The following is an 18,261-nucleotide window of genomic DNA, read 5'->3' on the forward strand; positions in this document are numbered from 1 at the left end:
CATGAATAAATTAAAAAAACAGCGTCAAATAAAAGACCAAATTGCTTCAGGGTTCATTTGGTTATCAGCTGCTATTACTGTAGGTTTCCTATTTTGGATTATCTGGTACATCCTTTCGAATGGCATGCAACACGTAAGTTGGTCATTCATTACAGATAACTACACTCGAACAGGTGAAGAGCACGGTATCTTCCCTATGATAGTTTCAACGTTATACATGGTACTTGCTTCAATTGCTGTCGCAGCACCACTTGGTATCATGACAGCTATTTACCTAACCGAATATGCAAAGGTAGGAAGCAAATTAGTTAAAGCGATTCGCTTCTGTACTGAATCGTTGGCTGGCATTCCATCGATTATCTTTGGTCTGTTTGGTATGACTTTCTTTGTCGGTATTTTAGGTCTTGGCTTCTCTATCTTATCTGGTGCTTTAACACTGAGTATTTTAATACTACCCGTTATCATTCGTACAACAGAAGAAGCGTTAATGGCTGTACCTCAAACATTTCGTGAAGGTTCATACGGACTTGGTGCATCAAAAATTTATACAATTTGGCGCTTAATTTTACCAAGTGCAATGCCAGGTATTCTGACTTCCGTTATTTTAAGTATTGGTCGTGTTATTGGTGAGTCTGCACCCGTGTTTTTGACCGCTGGTATGGTTGCACGTATTCCCGATTCATTACTGGATTCAGGGCGTACACTAACCGTTCACCTTTATAAGTTAACCACTGAATTATTTACTATCGACGAGTGGAACCAAGCTTACGGAACTGCAACCGTACTGATCGTTCTTGTTCTTGTCATTAATATGCTAACCAAGCTATTGGCTCGAAAAATTAATAAAGCATCTTACTAAAATATAACGTTATCAAATTAAATCAGTGGCACGACAATAAGTTGCGGCTGATAAGGAAAATACAATGAACAAATTTAATATTGAAAACCTAGACCTTTTTTACGGACAAAACCAAGCGCTTAAAAACATCAACTTGCCAATTCCAGCAAAACAAGTAACGGCACTAATTGGCCCTTCTGGCTGTGGTAAATCAACATTATTGCGTTGTTTAAACCGAATGAATGATTTGATTGAAGGCGTAAAAATCACAGGTCTTGTTAACCTTGATGGTAACGATATTTACGGAAACATTGATGTAGCAGATCTTCGTATCAAAGTAGGTATGGTATTCCAAAAAGCAAACCCATTCCCAATGAGCATTTACGAGAACGTTGCTTATGGCTTAAAAGCTCAAGGCGTAAAAGATAAGAAAGTGCTAGATGCAGTAGTCGAGAAATCATTACGTGGTGCTGCACTATGGGATGAAGTGAAAGATCGTCTTAAATCTCACGCTTTTGGTCTATCAGGTGGTCAACAACAACGTCTTTGTATTGCTCGTACCATTGCAATGGAACCAGATGTCATCCTAATGGACGAACCAACCTCAGCTCTTGACCCAATTGCAACGCATAAAGTGGAAGAGTTAATGGAAACACTCAAAAAAGATTACACCATTGTTATCGTAACTCACTCAATGCAACAAGCTCGTCGTATCTCAGATAAAACTGCCTTCTTCTTAATGGGTGAACTTGTTGAGCACGATGACACACAAATCATTTTCTCTAATCCAAAAGATGACCGTACACAAGGTTATGTTAACGGTGATTTTGGTTAATTGATTCAAAGAATAATAACAAAGCGATGGAAACTCTTGCCCCTCTAGTTAGGGGCTTTTTTATGTTATAACCTTATGTTTTTAATGAACTAATAAATTCACACGTCCACATATTGACCACGAGTTATAATTCATATTTCTTAAAATAATATAAATTTCGATTATATCTACCTACATAAGGAGCTTTATTTCGCCATGCCGAAGGATGAGAGGTTTTATATATCAAGGTTTCAGTATTGTTATACACGGAATCAATCACGTACATAACAAGACCAGATAAGCTAATATCTCCCATAAAAATCAGAGGGGGTTCAATGTCATCTAAACGCTGAGTTTCTACATACTGGAATTCTTTTTCTAATAGTTCTCTAAAATTCCGATTGAACACACTTCTATTCGTTCCATCGACAGCCCCTTTCATTGTTAATTCACCAGAATCCGCTTTTAAATAGAAGTCACCTGCAGTACAAGCATTTATAATTGCAATAGGATTCCAATTTTGAATTCGTCTCTCAAAATAGTCCATTCTATTTGGCCAAAGCTTAATAAAATTTCTAGTTCTCAATCGTTTTGGGTTCTGTCCTTCAGAGCACTGTTCTTGTAACGCATTAATAACGACTAAAGGATATAATCCATCAGGCAACGTTATTGATAATCTTTGTAAAATATACAGTCCATATTCTTCAATTTTACTGCCAGAAAAACCATTAACAGGCCGTGAATTTACAGGTAAGCCCGTCGTTAAGTCTTTTAAGCCATTGACGACAAACTCATCAACATGAGGGCTTTCTGTCACAATAAGAATTGGTCGTTGGTATATATTTATATGTTTTTGGTATTCATTCAAACCAACAAAAATACTTTTATGATTTAAAGTTCTCCTAAACTGGATATTGCTATTTTTTACTACAAAAACACCAAATATTTCATCATCACAAACTTTAAATTTCATAAATAACACCTAACCACGAACATAATAGAAAAACGTTGAACACCATAAACGGTTACACTTCTTCTGAATGATCAAATATTACATTAGTAATATAAGACTAATATGCTGAAAAATTCACATATTAAGCATTACGTCTAAAAACTCGCTCCGCTTTAAAGACCTAAGAGTTGTACTTTTTGTTAAAACATGTAATTGAATAGTTATTTTAATGGACTTATTATATCAAATATGAATAATAACCATGGCTACATTGAAATTACGGATAATTATATGAAGTTATTGAGTTTTCTATTATTTATTTTCTATTTCAGCTCATGCTGATAAGTCAGGATATTACATAACGACTAACCTAGAAAATTCTTCTGTTACTTTTCTTGGCGTTCAAACCGATCTCGATCAAGGTTATAACATAAAAGGAGGTTATGACTTTCCTATCAGTGAAACCTTCTATATGTCTGTTGAATTAGAATACAACAACATGGGAGCCTTCGATTACGATTGGGCTGATGATAACGAATTTGCCAAAAGTCATATTGATGCACACTTCTTCGGCGCTAATTTGAAGTATCGAGCTTATGTTTTTGACTCCGACTTTTTCATCACTAGTATGTTTGGTTACGGTTATTATTATTTAGATATGGATGTTAACTTCTATCTAGAAGATGGTGGAAAAGGCTACATCGCGAATGGTTCTCAAAGCCGCAGTGCTCTTGGCCTATCTTATGGTTTTGAAGCCGGTTATGATTTTACTGAACACCTTGCTTTAACTGTCGGTCACAATATTGCTAGAGCTATCATGGATGGTATTGGTTACGACTTTGGTACGTCATACCTAGGCTTAAGTTATAAATTCTAACGTCCTCCCGACATAACAAGTTGTTTGGATCATTTCATTCCATTTAAAATATGAGTACACTTGTTTTAATTATTACAACAGGTGTACTCCAATGAAAATACAATCTATTTTTGCTGCTAGCTTTTGTCTTCTTTCATCTATTTCTGCACATGCGGCTATTCAATTAACTGTACCTGACGAAGTTGAACTGATTCTTGTTGATAACCAAGAAGTAAAGCTTGAGAGTTCATTCTTTTCTACAACATCAACGCTTGATTTAGAAAATGGTAAACACCAAATTGTTTTTAGATATAATCCTGTATTCAAGCAAGGTAAAGATAATATCATTGTATCAAGCGACATCATCGTCTCGACATTTTCTGCAGAAGATAAAGAAATAAGCTTTAAATTCCCAACCTATAACTCTCCAGAAAAAGCCAAAGCATTTAATCGCGATCTAAATTGGGAGTTAATAGATAAAAACAATAATAGTATTCCTTTCGCTCAGTCACAATTGATCTACAACGGAATGCAAGTTGGTCGAAATATTCAATTCGAAGTCGCAAAATTTAATACTACAGAGCACCCTGCTGCCTTTAAAGAAGGTATGGTTACCGTAACTCATAAAGAAATTAAAAATGAGCAAGGTGATAATACAGCAGAACAAATGCTGCATTATTGGTATGAGAAAGCCGATCAAGCTACAAAAGAACGCTTCTTAAAATCAATTACTAATAAGTAAATTTATCCACATCAAAGGAATTGTATGGGTAAAAATGGACTTGGATTTACCTTAATCGAACTCGTTATTGCGATTACTGTTGCGGCAGTAATTGCAATTATCGCTATTCCAAAATTTTTTAGCTACACCTCAGAATCCTACATTGCGCAAGCAGAAGGGATTGCTCAAAATTTTGAACAAAGTGTTCGATTAACCCAATATCGATGGATTGCTAATGGCAATTTACAGTCAGGAAATGATGTTCAAGGTTTTGCTAATGATCAACTTGATGTAAACCTAAATGGCTTTCCTATTGGTATTAATAAAAACAACCCAATGGCACAACCAAATAACATTGGTAGAGGTAAAAAAGGATGTAATGATCTTTGGAATACACTCTTAATTGATCCACCTAGTGTTTCTCATAAAAAAAAGACTGACTCTGATTTTCTATCAATACGTTATAGCAGTGAAGACAGTAGTTTTCAGGACGCTTGCTACTACATAAATAAGCATTACCAATACACAGCAGATCCGCTTACTTCTGGCATTGTTATTTCATATAACTCAACAACAGGTAAAGTTATTGTGATAACACATTTATAAAAAAAGGCTTATCAACAATGATAAGCCTTTCATTCTTATAGTTAATATTACACTCTAAATTGTGACACTAATTGATCTAATCGCTCACATTGCTCGGATAATAAAGCACAAGCGCTTTCTGATTGGTTTACCATTTCAACCATTTGTCTACTGTTATCAGTAATTCGTTGAACGTTATTATTAACATCTTCGCTCACTTGGCTTTGTTGATTAGCAGCCGTTGCAATATGTGTATTCATATCGTTCATAACAATAATGGCATTGGTAATTTGAGCTAAAGATTGTGATGCTTGATTAGCTAACTCTATTGTTTCAACACCACTCTGATTACTCGCATTAATCGCTTGTACCGCTTCTTTTGCACCTAGTTGAAGGCGCTCGATCATTTTTTGAATTTCACCAGTGCTATCTTGAGTCTTACTTGCTAACGCTCTTACTTCATCAGCAACAACAGCAAAACCTCTCCCTTGTTCACCCGCACGAGCAGCTTCAATCGCTGCATTAAGTGCCAACAAGTTGGTTTGCTCAGCAATACCTTTAATCACATCTAAAATAGAGGCAATATTTGCAACATCAGTATCTAATGTTTGAATCACTTTGCCAGCCTGATTTATCTCATCCGCTAAGCTCTGAATTGACCCCACAGTTTGTTGAAGAATATTATCAGTAACCTCAGCTTCCGCTGTCGCTCCTTGACTCGCCTCTGCAGCATCATTCGCATTTTCATTAACCGTCGAACTTGTTACTTGCATTTCATGCACTGCAGCAGCAACCACTTCACTTTCTTGTTGCTGATTCATCGAGAATTGAGCTACGTTTTGAGTTTGTGCTTTAATACTTTCCATTTCAGCACGTACAGCATTAGATGAAGCTATAACCTCTTGTACTGTTCCGTGAATTTTAGAAATAAACTGATTGAACGCTTGAGCTAACTTTCCTAGTTCATCAGTAGAATCAATGCTAATTCGTTTTGATAAATCACCTTCACCAGAGGCAACATCTGACATTGCACTTTCAAGTGAGCGAATTGGTTTTACGATCCAATTAATCGATAGCCAAAGGGCTAACATAGCAACAATAATCGCACTAATCGCACTAACTTGAGAAACCAGTTTCCCAAACTCTATACCTGTTTGACTTTGTTCTCTTAGCTTAACTTGTTCCGCCATAATTAAACGACTGATAGATTTTAGTTGTTTTCTAATGACTTTAAATTGTTTCTCTAGCTCTGCACTATTTTGAGCATAATAAACTTGAGCAGTTTCAGGGTGCTCAAATAACGGTTCGTAAAGTTGAATCCATCTTTGAGTTGCCGTTACCAAAACAGTCAATTCTGATGCCGTATTCATAGACAGAATCTGGTTGTCATATAAATCTTGTACTTTTTTCATTCTAGGAACGGCTTTATACGCATTATCTTTGAATTCAAAAGTATGATGATCAATATCCGCTTGAGACTTTGACAACATAAGACCTTGAGTTGCAGCGATAACTTGATAAAGATCGCGATAGGCATCTTCCAGGCTATCGTTAACAGGTTCTACTAACTCAACAAGCGTGTGATTCATTTCTGTCTGTTTATTTAAATTCACAATATTCAAAACAGAAATAACACTAAATAGTAAAACAACAGCAATAATCGGCATTGCTATTTTGTAACTGATTGATAAACGTCCAATTAGCTTCATAACCTCTCCTAAGGCAAACCAGCACTAATATTTTTTGGATATTATCAAATAACATTACAAACATAATTATAAATAACATGAATATATGAAATGAATTTCATTCACCATTATTTTAAACGCGCAATTTATTTCTTATTTAAAAAAAGCATCCAGTGCCAAAATAGCAGCGCCATAAACCTGACTTATTTCGTCATTTCTGCACAAAGATATATCGTTATTTTTACCATATTGCTCATATTGGTGACATAACGTATGTAGCTGCATTAAGCCCATACTACCTGCTGAACCTTTTAGTTTATGGGCTAATTGATTCACTTGATAACAATCTTGATTTGAAATTGCCGTTTGTAACTCCTCTAAATTTTCTTTGGAAGACGTTTTAAAAACACCGACAATTTTACGCATTCGGTCTTCACCTAATACGTTAATATCACCTTGCAATACTTTTTCATTTAATATCATTTCATTTTCCTCTGTTTCGATTCCAGCTTCCATCTCTAGTTGTAAACTCGGAATAATGACGGGAGCTTTCAAATTTGACTTCCCATCATTTAAGATGCGATTCAATGTGCTTACTAATTGATTTTCAACTAATGGTTTTGCTAAAAAGCCATTAAAACCAGCAGAAAGATAACTCTCTACATCTTCATGAAAAACATGTGCCGAAACCGCTAACATTGGGAGTTCGTCTTGGTGGTCGTCTTTTGTCGCATAAATTTCTCTTAGACGTTTTTGTAAGGTCACACCATCCGTATCAGGTAAATTAATATCTAACAGAAGTAAATCAAATTGATGCTTTTCAATGGCTTCTTCGGCTTTTTTACCTGTATCTACAGCAATAACATGATGTCCTAGACGTTCTAGAAAACCAATGGCAACCATCTGATTGACTGGATTATCTTCCACTAAAAGAATATTAACAGGTGCAATATCTATTGCTGTTTTATCATCATTCAATGATTCAACAGGCTGACCTTCATCAAGCTCAAGAGAGAACCAAAATGTACTACCTTGACCTTCTATAGATTCGACACCAATCTCGCCATCCATCGCTTCAATTAGGCGTTGACTAATGGCTAGCCCTAACCCTGTTCCACCACTAACTTTCATGCCCTCTTCAGCTTGAGTGAATACATCAAACAAAGTATCTATTTCATGCTCAGCAATCCCAACACCAGTATCAATGACTTCAAATAAAAGTGTTGTGTCCAAAATAAGGCTTAACTGAATTGTTACGCTACCTGTATGAGTAAATTTAATTGCATTCCCAACAAAGTTATTTAATACCTGACGAATACGTGAACAATCACCGCTCCACCACTCAGGGGTATCAACAGGCACATTAACCGATAATGTAATTCCTTTTTGTTGAGCTCGAGAGCTAAATAAATGATGTACATCCGTAATCATTGATTGAACACTAAAGTTCTTCTTACGAATGGATAAATGTCCAGCTTCAATTTTTGAGTAATCCAGTATGTCATTCAATAAATCCAATAAGTTTTCACCACTACGATTAATGATATCAACATACTGTTTTTGTTGAGCAGTTAAACCGCTCCCACGAAGCAGCTCACCGGTTCCAAGTACACCATTTAAAGGAGTTCGAATTTCATGACTCATAGTTGCAAGGAACGCTGATTTTGCTCTGTTTGCTTGCTCAGCAAGATCCCTTGCTTTATCGTGGTTAATAATCTCGACATTAAGTCGTTCATTGCTCGACTTAAGCTCTTGGGTTCGTTGTGCTATTTGTAATTCTAAGCTGTCTTTATATTCTTTCAGTTCTTGAGCTGTATCCCTGGCAATAAGAATTGAACGTCCCATACGAGCTAACTCATCGTCACCAGTAGTATCCAATTCTATATCTAATTGCCCATTAGCTACGTTAGTGATTGCTTCTTCATATTGATTTAATCGTGTAATCACACGTGCATAAACATAACGCCACATGATGTAGATAACGAGGCATAGACCAAGCATTGTTATTGATATCAATAATTGCTGTACGACTTTCAATACAAAGTTAACATCAGCGACCGCTTGTTGAGTTACATCATTTGCCTGTTCAAGTAATTGTGAAATAGTTAAATTAAGCTCTTGAAATTTATGAACGTTTTCATCACCTAACAACTTTAGCTTTTGATTTATATCAACCAGCTGAATTAATTCATTAAACAAACGCTCACTCTTTGTTAAATCATTAGCTAAATCAAGCATTTGCTTTGTTCGACTTGGATCTTCTACCGCTTGTACCCTACGAGTTATAATGGTCATATCACGAGTAAAATCTTGTCGTAATTTCTCTACTTTTTTGATGTTATGACTGTTTCTTGCATCATCTATCGTATTGACCACTTTAAATGTAAGTAAGCGTAATTCATGCAAACGCTCTGCTAAATCCAAATCCGTTTCTACCAGAGTATCCAGTGCTTTATAAACCGCTTCTTTTTCGCCATTTTCAACTAAGTCATATATTTTCACGACATTAGCTATCGTAACGGTATTTGAATTTAATACTTGCGAGCGTGATAACTCCTCCAAACGAAGAGCGGTTTCTGTTAACTTCTGGCTCTTCTCTTGAATCGTTCGATGCAGGACTACTTTCTCACCAACGCTTTCACCCATTGTTGCCAAATTATCGACAATGTCTTGAACTTGAAGATCTAAACGAGCTAATAATGCTTTATCAAATGGATAGACACCTAAACCTTTTAAACGGTGATATAGACTCTCTATCGACTCAAACAGGTCTTTACCGTATTTTTTTCTATCGTCTTCAGAATCAACTTGTGAGAGTAATTGAGATGTTGAAATGATCTTTGTGCTTAAATCTGAAATGTAACGCGCTTCAATAACGGCAGGTATTGCCGAATCAATTACCGTTCTTTCTGTTTTTTCTACGTATGAAAACCCAAGAACACCAACAACCGATCCAAATGCCATAAGCGCAATCATCACCATGAATGTGATAAGCAGCTTGCGACCGATCCCTGTAGAAGCAAATAACATAATATTGAAACACTTTGGAAAAAGAAGTAATGCAGGTATCATATCACCAACCTAAAGCCAGTGCGAAGATACCATGAAGCTTACTTTTCATCTTATATACATTATTTTATTCTCTGTCTTTTTATCGCCTCTTGCCCACGCAAAAACACCTTGGAAATTGTGTGCAATCTACCCACATTTAAAAGACTCTTACTGGTTATCTGTTAACTATGGAATGGTAAAAGAAGCTAAAGCTCAGCATGTTGAATTAACCGTCTATGAATCTGGTGGTTATCCTAATGTTGAACGACAAACTCAACAAATCGAGCAATGTGTATTGAATGGTTCTGATGCAATCATTTTAGGTACCGTTGATCCTATGGCTTTTCAAGCTAACCTTATTACGCTTACAAAAGGCATACCTGTTTTTGCTACCGTAAATCAGCTAATTAGTTCCTATCCTCCAGCCACCCCAGTTCATCATGGTGAAGTCGGTGTTGATTGGTATGAAATGGGCTATAAAACTGGTGAATTTTTAGCTAAAAGACACCCAAAAGATTCTGGTATCACTTATATTGGGTGGCTCCCTGGTCCTAAAACTAGAGGTGGAACAAAACCCGTCACCCAAGGTTTTAATGATGCGATTAAAGACAGCGATATTATCGTCAGTGCAACGTACTGGGGTGATAACAGTAAGGAATTACAACGCAACTTAATTCAAGATGCTTTGCAAACAGAAAAATTGGATTATTTGGTTGGAGGTGCTGTCGCAATTGAGGTGGCAATCAGTGAAGTCGCAAGCCGAAAAATGCAAAATCAAGTGGGTTTAGTCTCTACTTACTTAAGTCATGCAGTATATCGCGGTTTATTACGTAATCGCGTGTTATTCTCCCCCACTGATAAAATGGTATTACAGGGACAGCTGAGTATTCAACAAGCGGTGAGTTATCTTAATAAACACCCACTGTCTTTTCAGTTATCACCAAAAATTGAAGCATTAACACCGCAGCATTTACCAAAAAAAGTTCTCGAAGAATCACTCTCACCTGCAGAGTATCGTCCTACTTTTTTCGTATCAGCTGAGAACAATAATTAAAACAACGCTTATATATTGTCATAAAATTGAGGTATAGACGTTGTACCCTCTACAAATTGTACCCTGCTATAAAATAGGAATAAGGAATATCAATGAATAAAACAACAAGGGTCATGCCTGCACATAAACACATTGCATTAGTTGCTCATGATAATTACAAACCAGAATTATTACGTTGGGTAAAAGAGAATAAAGATGCCTTACAAGGTCATTTTCTTTATGCGACGGGAACAACTGGCCGCATTCTAAGTAAAGAAACAGGTTTAGCAATAAAGAGTTTATTGAGCGGTCCTATGGGGGGAGATCAGCAACTTGGCGCTCTTATCTCTGAAGGAAAAATCGATATGATGATTTTCTTTTGGGATCCTCTAAACGCCGTACCGCATGATCCTGATGTAAAAGCGCTTCTACGCATTGCAACAGTATGGAATGTTCCCGTAGCAATGAACCGTGCAAGTGCCAAATTTATGATTTCTGCTCCTCAAATGGAAGAAGAAGTATCAATCGAAATTCCTGATTATGATGCTTATTTAGCTGAACGCGTTTAGCTTAATAAAAAAATAGCCGCTATTTTCGAGCGGCTATTCTATTGTCCTTAAGTTATTCAATTATCACTGGATAATCTTTATCCACGATCTCTTGTACAAATGGAGATGGTTTACCATGATAAACAATCCATACCTTTTTCTTTGCACGAGTTAAAGCGACATAGAATAGTCGTCGCTCTTCAGCATATGGAAAGCTTTCTGCATGAGGAAGTAAAGCCGTATCTAATGACTCCGCTCGCTCTTTCATCGGGAATTGTCCATCCGTCATCTCTACAATAAAGACATAATCTGCTTCAGTCCCTTTACTAGCATGACATGTATTATATTCCAAATTCAAACCAGGATAGAACTTAACCCACTCGTCAAAGCTATCAGGCTTATGATTATGGTTACGGCCAAGAATCACGACTTTTTCGCCATCACGAATATTTTTAGATAATGATAAGAGCTCTTTTTCTATAGATTGATGCTCTATTACTTTCACTGCCTTTCTTTTCTTTTTAGTGAAACTATTTAGCTCTTTTTTAAGCTGCATAGGGTTCTCTTGAACAAAGCGATTTGCTACCGCCCCTATTTGATCATTAAAACGATACGTTGTCGATAAATGAGCAATTTGTGTCGATTGAAAACGATTTTCAAACCCTGTAGTTAGCGACACATCTGCACCAGCAAAACGGTATATCGCTTGCCAATCATCACCAACAGCAAATAGCGTAGCCTTAGTTTGATGTTTATTTTCGGTGTGACAAATGGCTTCAATCAAATCTAAACGTTGCGGTGAAATATCTTGATATTCATCAACCATTACAAATGACCAAGGCAATTCATACTTGTTATCAGCAATGTATGCTCTAGCCTTAGTAATCATTGATTCATAATCAATCGCATCTTCTTGTTTCAGCGTTCTTTCATACGCCTTAAAGAATGGCCAAACAATATTCAATTCACTTTTTAAGCGCTGCGCATCAGGATGAAACTCAATCTTTTCAACAATGCTTTTCTTATCTAATTGCAGACTATTTAATTGGCAAATTTGTTTATAAAGCCATTCTTGTAACTTTTCATTGTGCGATTCTTCTCTTAAATCGACATCACCACGCAAATAAGCAATTGGCCATTTCTTAAGGTGCTTCTTCCAACGGTTCATCGCTGTTGCATTTTTCCATTCGGAATCCAAAACATGCACAAACCATTCTTTACGTGCTTTAACATCAGTAACTAAACATGATAGCTTTGGCTGTTGATATTCAACATGACGAATAATATCTAAGCCCAATTGATGAAAAGTAGCGACTTTGACTCGTTGGCCTATTTCAAAACCGAGTTTATCAATAATACGCCCTGACATTTCTTGTGCAGCTTGACGACCAAAAGCCAATAACAAAATTTCGTCGGCTTGAGCTTGTCCACTTTGAATTAAATAATTTACACGGGCAACCAATACACTTGTTTTACCTGAGCCTGCTCCAGCTAAAACTAAGGTGTGATCTTCATTTAATAGCAAAGCACTTTGCTGAGATTCATTTAGGGGCTGTGATTCACACTCAGAAAAAAACGTTTTCCATTCTACTTTTTGCTCTTCTAACCAATTATCATTCAAGACTTTTAATTGTTCTTCTGGCTCAGTAAGCCAATCAATAACAGGGGCAATACAATCAGGTTGAAGCTGTTCAGCTAAAGGAATGGAAATCTTCGTCTGCTCGAAAAGATCATATAACTTTTCGACCATCATTAAAGCTTCTGTTTGCTTTAAAAAGCGCTTGTTTGCACTAAAATTTTCGATTAATTCAATCATCTGTGGTTGCAGCTGATTTAACAGCAATACTTTTGATTCTTTCCAATCAGCATAAGCATTTAACACTGCATTAATTATGGCATCACACTCTTCCCATGGAAGTCCAGATACTCGCCATGCCACTTGTTCATTGCGATTATAAAAACAAAGCGCTCCCCAAATAAGGCCTCTTTCAAAAGTCACTTTTCCACTCCATTTATCAAATGGAACAGATACTTGATATTTATGTGAGGTAAACAACAGCTGCTCTTGCTCTAATTCAAGTTGATAAAAGTCACCTTGAACTAACCACTGAGCGAAAGGGGTTGCTTTGATCTGCATGATTCAATACTACCTAATTAATATGACACTATGAGAGTGTTTCATTCACGAATTTGCTGAAGAGGTCATAGGATATCAGGTTCTTTTTTTGTTGTCTCAGATCAGTATTAAGACAATGATTCAGATTTAGACTCTTTCTTCTCCGTATGACTTTGTTATGATAGGTTTTTTCCCTAAGCAGAAAGTAATATCGTGACTTATCGCCAGATTTTTCGCCAATATTGGGCCAATAAAACCATCAATTATAGTATCAGAGTATTACTCGCTCTTGTTGGTGCTGTTATTCCTTGTTGGTACCTTGAGCAAAATACGGCAATTACTCCACTCATTCTTGGGATTATTGCGGCCGCATTAGCTGAAACTGACGATAAACTATCCGGAAGACTCAAGGCCTTATTCTTCACTTTCATCTGTTTTGCTATTGCCGCTTTCTCCATTGAAATTCTCTTTCATACACCAATTTTATTTGCTATTGGATTATTTTGCTCAACCATTGCATTTATTATGCTTGGAGCTCTAGGGCCTCGCTACGCTAGCATTGCTTTTGGCTCACTACTTATCGCTATCTATACCATGCTAGGCGCTGCCGAAAGTCCAAATCTTTGGTATCAGCCAACCCTTTTACTAGGGGGTGCAGCTTGGTATTACACTATCTCGTTAACATGGCAAATATTTTGGCCATTGCAGCCAGTTCAACAAAACCTAGCAACTGTATTTGAAACCATGGCTACGTACTTAAATAGTAAAAGTGAGTTATTCCATCCTGTAACCAATCTAGTTCCACAGCCTTATCGCCTTCAAGAAGCCAAAAATAATGCTCAAATGGTGACTGCACTTAATAATAGTAAAGCATCGTTATTAACAAGAGCGAAGCGTGGTCATGTGGTTGGTGCTAGCGATAAGTTTTTAAAAATATATTTTATTGCACAAGACATTCATGAGCGAGTGAGTTCTAGTCATTATCGTTATCAAGATTTAGCTAATACGTTTAATCGCAGCGATATTTTATTCCGCTTTAAACATTTACTGCATAGCCAATCATTAGCCTGTAAAGAAGTTGCTCGCTGTTTATCTCTTGGTTTACCTTATCAACATGATAACGCTTCTATTTTGCTTTAGATGAATTACAGCAATCACTTATTGCATTAAAAGAGCAACAAAAACCAGAATGGCGGTTATCTCTTATTCAATTGGATTACCTGTTTAATAACTTAGCAACGGTTGAGCGCCAATTTGCTAATATTAGTAATCCAGAAAGGGCGTTAGAAACAGAAGAAGATACAGTCTTAGCAGATCAAGGCGCTCACACGCCTAAGGCCATGTGGCAACGCTTAAGAGCAAACTTAACTACAGATTCAGTCTTATTTAGACACGCTATTCGCATGGCGTTAGCCTTAACTGCTGGTTATGGCATTATTCAAGCATTTGAATTAGAACGTGGTTATTGGATTTTGCTCACTACCTTATTTGTTTGTCAGCCAAACTACAGCGCAACTAAAGAAAAACTTGTGGCACGAGTTGCTGGGACTTTAATTGGTTTATTGGCAGGAACCACCCTACTGGTTCTATTTCCATCTCTAGATAGCCAACTCGTATTAATGGTTATTTCTGGCGTATTGTTCTTTGCGTTCCGCCTTGCTAACTATGGATTTGCGACTGCCTTTATTACAATGCTTGTTTTATTCTGCTTTAACCAATTAGGTGAAGGCTACGCAGTGATTCTACCAAGATTGGGGGATACACTCGTTGGCTGTGCTCTTGCGGTATTAGCGGTAACCTATATTCTTCCCGATTGGCAAGCAAAACGTCTAGATAAAGTTATGTCTGATACGGTGCATGCTCACCAAGATTACTTATCGAATATCATTTCTCAATATCGAGCAGGAAAGAAAGATTCTCTTCAGTATCGTTTATCACGCCGTGAAGCTCATAATAGTGAGGCTGCACTTAGCTCGGCGATCAGTAACATGTTGATTGAACCCGGTAAATATCAAACAGCTGTCGATGAATCCTTCCGCTTTTTATGCCTGTGTCATGCGATGTTAAGCTATATCTCCGCACTTGGGCTCATCGTATGCGTTTAAAAGATGAAGAAACGCATCAATTAGTTGCTGAATCACATCGTATTATTCACGCTCATTTAAATCAGATTCAATGCCAACTAAACAATACTGATTGCAGTGATAAACTAAATACCGTTAAAGAAGAGAGTATCGAAAAACGTCTTTCAGAATGGCGTGATGAAGATGAAAACTCAATTAGAATGGTATTGCAGCAATTGCATTTAATTCACCAAATATTACCTGAAATGCATACTTTATCAGCTTCACTAAGCACACAAATTCACAAAATGAAAACAAGTGCTAAAGTTTGCAGTCGATCTGTTATTCCGATCGAATAATTGATGTTTCTCAATTATTTTTAACGCAAGACGCCTACACTATTATTAAAGGGAGTTCATATTTGGACTCCTCAATTACCAATAATAATTGGAGGCGCCATTATGAAAAGTATATTTATTGCTGCTTTTGTTGGAATTTCAAGCCCTGATCTTATCAAACGTCTAGCGTCCGTTACTCATGAAGAAGGCGGCAAATGGCTAGTAAGTAAAATCCACTATCTAGATACACATATTTCTGCCGTAATTAAAATTGAAGTCCCTTCCGAGCATAAACAAGCCGTCCAAGATTATTTTTTATCTCAAGATGATCTAATGGTGACCTTTAGTGATGTTATTGATACCACAGTTCAAGATACACACAGCAAATTAAAAGTCGACTCTGAAGATAGAGCGGGTATCGTTAACGATATTAGCAATATTCTTCAAAATGAAGGTATTGAGCTAATCGATATGGACAGCCATCGTATAGGCGTTCCTGCTAGCGGTACAAGCGTATTTACTGCAACTCTTAGCCTCAAGTTACCTGCAGCCGCAAACATTAATGATCTTGCTGCTGAAATTGAATCCTTAAGCGAAGACATGGTCGTCACTGTTATTTAATTTACTATATCGCAAACGTAAAAAAGCCCGTTCATTTCTAAACGGGCTTTCCAGTTTTTGGTATGAGCGGAGCGACACACGAGGTTCCCGATCTTCAAGGCATTAGGAGTGACCTCAACCTTAGCAAGATTGCGCTCTACCAGCTGCCCCCTCGATTCAAAGAGCATGAATCGAACCTCTTTTAGCTATATCACAAACGTAAAAAAGCCCGTTCATTTCTGAACGGGCTTTCCAATTTTTGGTATGAGCGGAGCGACACACGAGGTTCCCGATCTTCAAGGCATTAGGCGTGACCTCAACCTTGGTAAGATTGCGCTCTACCAGCTGCCCCACAACTCAGAGAACATAAATCGAACCTCTTTTAGTTTTATTACAAACGTAAAAAAGCCCATTCATTTCTGAACGGGCTTTCTTGTTTGGAGCGACACACGAGGTTCGAACTCGTGACCTCAACCTTGGCAAGGTTGCGCTCTACCAGCTGAGCTAGTGTCGCATTTGCTGCTCTTTCGAGTCAGACTTTAATAGATGGTGCCCCGGGCCGGACTTGAACCGGCACAGCGCGAACGCCGAGGGATTTTAAATCCCTTGTGTCTACCAATTCCACCACCAGGGCACGCAATTTCTCGCGATGCCGATTACTGAAAAGTAAAACACCATCTGTAATTATCGCTATTGCAATAATTTTTAATTTGGAGCGACACACGAGGTTCGAACTCGTGACCTCAACCTTGGCAAGGTTGCGCTCTACCAGCTGAGCTAGTGTCGCATTTGCTGCTCTTTCGAGTCAGACTTTAATAGATGGTGCCCCGGGCCGGACTTGAACCGGCACAGCGCGAACGCCGAGGGATTTTAAATCCCTTGTGTCTACCAATTCCACCACCAGGGCACGCAATTTCTCGCGATGCCGATTACTGAAAAGTAAAACACCATCTGTAATTACCGCAATTGCAGTAACTTTTAATTTGGAGCGACACACGAGGTTCGAACTCGTGACCTCAACCTTGGCAAGGTTGCGCTCTACCAGCTGAGCTAGTGTCGCATAATCATTCATAAAGAATGGAGGCGCCTCCCGGAATCGAACCGAGGTCCACGGATTTGCAATCCGCTGCATAGCCACTCTGCCAAGGCGCCTTTGTTACCTTAAGTATTCAGCAACTTAATTCAGCGCCTTCCTCTTGGGTACGGGATGCATTCTACTGATTCAGCACTTAGAGTCAACACTATTTTTCTGTTTTTGTTTCGTTTGAATAAAATGCGATCAAAATGAATAGAAAACAAACGAAAACAGGCTTATTTAAGATGTTTTTTTTCTGAATAACTGCTCTTTTATCATTCTGAGATTAAAAAATCAAAACGATAAAGTCTGTAATATCAGCTGACTATGCAAAATAATATTTCAAATATAAAAAAGCGAACCTAAGTTCGCTTTTCAATTCATTTATATCTATTCATCTGCATTAAGTAGATCATCTTTTGCTGCAGCTAAGTACTGCACCATCGACCAATATGTCAAAATAGTTGCAATATATAGAGCGGCATAACCTAACCAGATCATCCAATCATCGTAACGCCAGATAAGAACCCAAAGCGCAAACATTTGAGATACAGTTTTTACTTTACCAACCCAAGATACGGCAACACTTGCTCGTTTTCCTATTTCAGCCATCCACTCTCGTAATGCAGAAATAATAATTTCACGTGCAATCATTGTAATCGCAGGGATGGTGATCCAAATTGTATGATAATGCTCAGTAATTAAAATTAAAGCAGCAGCCACCATGACTTTATCAGCAACTGGGTCTAAAAAAGCACCAAAGCGAGAAGTTTGCCCCAGTTTACGAGCTAAAAGTCCATCTAACCAATCAGTAAAACCTGCAACCCAGAATACCATTGCAGCAGCTACAGCTGACCATTCATAAGGCAAGTAGAACACAACAACAAACACAGGGATCAGTGCTAGTCGGATAAACGTGAGTATATTTGGTATTGTTAATCGCATAAATAATTCTTAAGTTTTGGTCCGCGAGTGTATGGTGC

Annotated in this window: 13 protein-coding genes, 6 tRNA genes and 1 pseudogene; 9 read left to right on the forward strand and 11 right to left on the reverse strand. The window is 37.5% G+C overall.

Annotation, left to right across the window (positions count from 1 at the left end; genetic code table 11):
* Position 1: 1 nt before the first annotated feature.
* Positions 2-859 (forward strand): phosphate ABC transporter permease PstA, encoded by an 858-nt coding sequence (pstA, locus tag AAFX60_009005; GenBank protein ID XDF76888.1) that lies wholly within the window; start codon positions 2-4, stop codon positions 857-859.
* A 64-nt stretch (positions 860-923) separates the two neighbouring features.
* Positions 924-1,673, forward strand: coding sequence for a phosphate ABC transporter ATP-binding protein PstB (gene pstB, locus AAFX60_009010; protein ID XDF76889.1), 750 nt, complete (start codon positions 924-926; stop codon positions 1,671-1,673).
* Positions 1,674-1,797: 124 nt separating this feature from the next.
* On the opposite strand, the gene AAFX60_009015 is transcribed toward pstB, so the two are convergent.
* Entirely contained in the window at positions 1,798-2,625 is an 828-nt protein-coding gene (locus tag AAFX60_009015) for a hypothetical protein (protein ID XDF76890.1), read from the reverse strand.
* 337 nt (positions 2,626-2,962) lie between these two features.
* On the opposite strand from AAFX60_009015, the gene AAFX60_009020 reads away from it, so the two are divergent.
* The 3 genes from AAFX60_009020 to AAFX60_009030 all read left to right on the forward strand — a co-directional run bounded on the left by AAFX60_009020 (position 2,963) and on the right by AAFX60_009030 (position 4,787).
* Complete coding sequence (locus AAFX60_009020; GenBank protein ID XDF78913.1) at positions 2,963-3,481, forward strand: porin family protein; 519 nt, start codon at positions 2,963-2,965, stop codon at positions 3,479-3,481.
* A 91-nt stretch (positions 3,482-3,572) separates the two neighbouring features.
* Entirely contained in the window at positions 3,573-4,202 is a 630-nt protein-coding gene (locus AAFX60_009025; GenBank protein ID XDF76891.1) for a DUF2057 family protein, read from the forward strand.
* A 24-nt stretch (positions 4,203-4,226) separates the two neighbouring features.
* Positions 4,227-4,787, forward strand: a complete 561-nt coding sequence (locus tag AAFX60_009030) for a prepilin-type N-terminal cleavage/methylation domain-containing protein (protein ID XDF76892.1) — start codon at positions 4,227-4,229, stop codon at positions 4,785-4,787.
* Between the two features lie 47 nt (positions 4,788-4,834).
* Here the strand turns inward: AAFX60_009030 and AAFX60_009035 are convergent, their stop codons facing one another.
* Both AAFX60_009035 and torS read right to left on the reverse strand, forming a co-directional pair.
* Complete coding sequence (locus AAFX60_009035; GenBank protein ID XDF76893.1) at positions 4,835-6,475, reverse strand: methyl-accepting chemotaxis protein; 1,641 nt, start codon at positions 6,473-6,475, stop codon at positions 4,835-4,837.
* A 132-nt stretch (positions 6,476-6,607) separates the two neighbouring features.
* Positions 6,608-9,484, reverse strand: a complete 2,877-nt coding sequence (gene torS / locus AAFX60_009040; GenBank protein XDF78914.1) for a TMAO reductase system sensor histidine kinase/response regulator TorS — start codon at positions 9,482-9,484, stop codon at positions 6,608-6,610.
* A gap of 73 nt (positions 9,485-9,557) precedes the next feature.
* Between torS and torT the strand changes: the two genes are divergently transcribed.
* Together torT and AAFX60_009050 are read left to right on the forward strand one after the other, a co-directional pair.
* A complete protein-coding gene (gene torT / locus AAFX60_009045) occupies positions 9,558-10,559 on the forward strand; it encodes a TMAO reductase system periplasmic protein TorT (protein XDF76894.1) in 1,002 nt (333 codons plus the stop codon).
* Between the two features lie 92 nt (positions 10,560-10,651).
* Entirely contained in the window at positions 10,652-11,107 is a 456-nt protein-coding gene (locus AAFX60_009050; GenBank protein ID XDF76895.1) for a methylglyoxal synthase, read from the forward strand.
* Positions 11,108-11,159: 52 nt separating this feature from the next.
* Here the strand turns inward: AAFX60_009050 and helD are convergent, their stop codons facing one another.
* On the reverse strand, positions 11,160-13,223 hold the full coding sequence (gene helD, locus AAFX60_009055; GenBank protein ID XDF76896.1) for a DNA helicase IV: 2,064 nt from the start codon (positions 13,221-13,223) through the stop codon (positions 11,160-11,162).
* Positions 13,224-13,415: 192 nt separating this feature from the next.
* Between helD and yccS the strand changes: the two are divergent.
* Positions 13,416-15,624 (forward strand): annotated as a pseudogene (gene yccS, locus AAFX60_009060) (YccS family putative transporter).
* Positions 15,625-15,726: 102 nt separating this feature from the next.
* Positions 15,727-16,224 (forward strand): ACT domain-containing protein, encoded by a 498-nt coding sequence (locus tag AAFX60_009065; GenBank protein ID XDF76897.1) that lies wholly within the window; start codon positions 15,727-15,729, stop codon positions 16,222-16,224.
* A gap of 417 nt (positions 16,225-16,641) precedes the next feature.
* Here AAFX60_009065 and AAFX60_009070 read toward each other — a convergent pair.
* The 7 genes from AAFX60_009070 to pgsA all read right to left on the reverse strand — a co-directional run bounded on the left by AAFX60_009070 (position 16,642) and on the right by pgsA (position 18,223).
* Positions 16,642-16,717 (reverse strand) — tRNA-Gly (locus AAFX60_009070).
* Between the two features lie 33 nt (positions 16,718-16,750).
* A tRNA-Leu gene (locus AAFX60_009075) sits at positions 16,751-16,837 on the reverse strand.
* A gap of 77 nt (positions 16,838-16,914) precedes the next feature.
* Positions 16,915-16,990, reverse strand: a tRNA-Gly gene (locus AAFX60_009080).
* A gap of 33 nt (positions 16,991-17,023) precedes the next feature.
* Positions 17,024-17,110, reverse strand: a tRNA-Leu gene (locus AAFX60_009085).
* 77 nt (positions 17,111-17,187) lie between these two features.
* A tRNA-Gly gene (locus AAFX60_009090) sits at positions 17,188-17,263 on the reverse strand.
* A gap of 18 nt (positions 17,264-17,281) precedes the next feature.
* Positions 17,282-17,355: transfer RNA gene (locus AAFX60_009095), tRNA-Cys, on the reverse strand.
* Positions 17,356-17,668: 313 nt separating this feature from the next.
* A complete protein-coding gene (gene pgsA, locus AAFX60_009100) occupies positions 17,669-18,223 on the reverse strand; it encodes a CDP-diacylglycerol--glycerol-3-phosphate 3-phosphatidyltransferase (protein ID XDF76898.1) in 555 nt (184 codons plus the stop codon).
* Between the last annotated feature and the right edge of the window lie 38 nt (positions 18,224-18,261).

It is taken from the genome of Aliivibrio fischeri, from assembly GCA_038993745.2.
Classification (GTDB): Bacteria; Pseudomonadota; Gammaproteobacteria; order Enterobacterales; family Vibrionaceae; genus Aliivibrio; species Aliivibrio fischeri_B.